The following is a 2,852-nucleotide window of genomic DNA, read 5'->3' on the forward strand; positions in this document are numbered from 1 at the left end:
CATTCTACTATCAAATCTGCTATCACTTGCGGCTCCTCCCATTTCGCTCGCCACTACTTTGGGAATCTCGGTTGATTTCTTTTCCTGTAGCTACTTAGATGTTTCAGTTCGCCACGTTCGCTTCGTATTCCTATGTATTCAGAATACGATGACCTTACGGCCGGGTTTCCCCATTCGGAAATCTGCGGATCAATGTGTGTTTGCTCACTCCCCGCAGCTTATCGCAAGCTACTACGTCCTTCATCGCCTGATATCGCCAAGGCATCCACCATGTGCACTTAGTCACTTGTCCCTATAACTTTAACTCCTGGTGTCTGCCGTTAAATCTCTTTAACTTCAGGTTCATCACCAAGAAACGGTTATAGTTCTTTACTACTTATGAGTATTACTTTAGCGTTTGCCGTATCTCAAGAATTTATTTTTTTCTAAAACTGCCTTTCGGCTGCTTTTGATCAAACTCTTTTAATACTTTGTTTGTTCGATACAATCATAACCCTTCCATAAATTATTCAGTGTAACTGTCGTCACACCAAACGAAGCATCCTTCCGGATACTTCCTTTACAGAAATAAATTTTGATTATTTCTACTTTACTTCTTCTGAATTGTTAAAGAACGAGATACTACTTAAATTACTCTGTCTTTCGCTTTGAAAGATCAAACCTAAATCTTTGCTTCAACGACCATTGAGCTACTTCTCTCAATTTTGCTGACTTAGGTTTGTACTATCGATGTCTTGGTAGGGCTGGTTGGGCTCGAACCAACGACCCCCGCGTTATCAACACGGTGCTCTAACCAGCTGAGCTACAGCCCCAGTATTGGTGGAGGTTGACGGGATCGAACCGACGACCCCCTGCTTGCAAAGCAGGTGCTCTCCCAGCTGAGCTAAACCCCCCTTATCCTTCATCAAGCTACTGCGCTTTCTGAAGCATCACTACTCTTGGATTAAAGCTTATTGATTACTCAGCCTTAATTTCTTCTCGTTATTTAATTTAACAGTCAATAAAAGTGGACACTTAACTACGGCGCTACTCTAGAAAGGAGGTGATCCAGCCGCACCTTCCGATACGGCTACCTTGTTACGACTTCACCCCAGTCACGAACCCTGCCGTGGTAAGCGCCCTCCTTACGGTTAAGCTACCTACTTCTGGCAGAACCCGCTCCCATGGTGTGACGGGCGGTGTGTACAAGACCCGGGAACGTATTCACCGCGACATGCTGATCCGCGATTACTAGCGATTCCAACTTCATGTAGTCGAGTTGCAGACTACAATCCGGACTACGATACACTTTCTGGGATTAGCTCCCCCTCGCGGGTTGGCGGCCCTCTGTATGTACCATTGTATGACGTGTGAAGCCCTACCCATAAGGGCCATGAGGACTTGACGTCATCCCCACCTTCCTCCGGTTTGTCACCGGCAGTCTCATTAGAGTGCCCTTTCGTAGCAACTAATGACAAGGGTTGCGCTCGTTGCGGGACTTAACCCAACATCTCACGACACGAGCTGACGACAGCCATGCAGCACCTGTGTAAAGGTTCTCTTTCGAGCACTCCCAAATCTCTTCGGGATTCCTTCCATGTCAAGGGTAGGTAAGGTTTTTCGCGTTGCATCGAATTAATCCACATCATCCACCGCTTGTGCGGGTCCCCGTCAATTCCTTTGAGTTTTAATCTTGCGACCGTACTCCCCAGGCGGTCTACTTCACGCGTTAGCTGCGTTACCAAGTCAATTAAGACCCGACAACTAGTAGACATCGTTTAGGGCGTGGACTACCAGGGTATCTAATCCTGTTTGCTCCCCACGCTTTCGTGCATGAGCGTCAGTGTTATCCCAGGGGGCTGCCTTCGCCATCGGTATTCCTCCACATCTCTACGCATTTCACTGCTACACGTGGAATTCTACCCCCCTCTGACACACTCTAGCTATACAGTCTCAAATGCAGTTCCCAGGTTGAGCCCGGGGATTTCACATCTGACTTATATAACCGCCTGCGCACGCTTTACGCCCAGTAATTCCGATTAACGCTTGCACCCTACGTATTACCGCGGCTGCTGGCACGTAGTTAGCCGGTGCTTATTCTTCAGGTACCGTCATTAGTTATGGATATTAGCCACAACCGTTTCTTCCCTGACAAAAGAGCTTTACAACCCGAAGGCCTTCTTCACTCACGCGGCATTGCTGGATCAGGGTTGCCCCCATTGTCCAAAATTCCCCACTGCTGCCTCCCGTAGGAGTCTGGACCGTGTCTCAGTTCCAGTGTGGCTGGTCGTCCTCTCAGACCAGCTACTGATCGTCGCCTTGGTAGGCTTTTACCCTACCAACTAGCTAATCAGATATCGGCCACTCTATTAGCACAAGGCCCGAAGGTCCCCTGCTTTCCTCCTCAGAGCGTATGCGGTATTAGCTATCCTTTCGGATAGTTATCCCCCACTTATAGGTATGTTCCGATATATTACTCACCCGTTCGCCACTCGCCACCAGGATTGCTCCCGTGCTGCCGTTCGACTTGCATGTGTAAGGCATGCCGCCAGCGTTCAATCTGAGCCAGGATCAAACTCTTCAGTTTAATCTCTGTTTTTGTTCATTTCTGAACTCCTTCTTGCGAAGGTGTCGCTCACTCAAAATACTGACAGTTCGATTCTCATTGCTGAGAATCGTCTTGCTTTGTTATTTCTTGCGAACATTTGATATTTTTTAAGTATCCCGTTTACCATTAAGAAAAACGGTGCGCTTTTATCAAGTGCCCACATTTATTGACTGTTAATTGTTAAAGAACCGTATTCTTTTCTGCTTTTGCTTCGAAGCGTTGTGTTCGTCAGCAGCAGAGAAGCGAGATTATGCAGGATCTAACC

The 2,852-nt window shown here is 47.4% G+C and carries 2 tRNA genes and 2 rRNA genes (1 of these 4 cut by a window edge); all 4 read right to left on the bottom strand.

The annotated features are described in order from the left end of the window. Window positions 1-292: ribosomal RNA gene (locus tag ACO0LB_RS20265) — 23S ribosomal RNA — on the bottom strand (it extends 2,682 nt beyond the left edge of the window). A 443-nt stretch (window positions 293-735) separates the two neighbouring features. Further along, a tRNA-Ile gene (locus ACO0LB_RS20270) sits at window positions 736-812 on the bottom strand. A gap of 5 nt (window positions 813-817) precedes the next feature. Then, window positions 818-893: transfer RNA gene (locus ACO0LB_RS20275), tRNA-Ala, on the bottom strand. A gap of 142 nt (window positions 894-1,035) precedes the next feature. Then, a 16S ribosomal RNA gene (locus ACO0LB_RS20280) occupies window positions 1,036-2,566 on the bottom strand. Together the 16S and 23S rRNA genes with 2 tRNA genes alongside form the textbook arrangement of a ribosomal RNA operon. Window positions 2,567-2,852: the final 286 nt, after the last annotated feature.

This window comes from Undibacterium sp. SXout7W, from assembly GCF_049339385.1.
Taxonomy (GTDB): domain Bacteria; phylum Pseudomonadota; class Gammaproteobacteria; order Burkholderiales; family Burkholderiaceae_D; genus Undibacterium.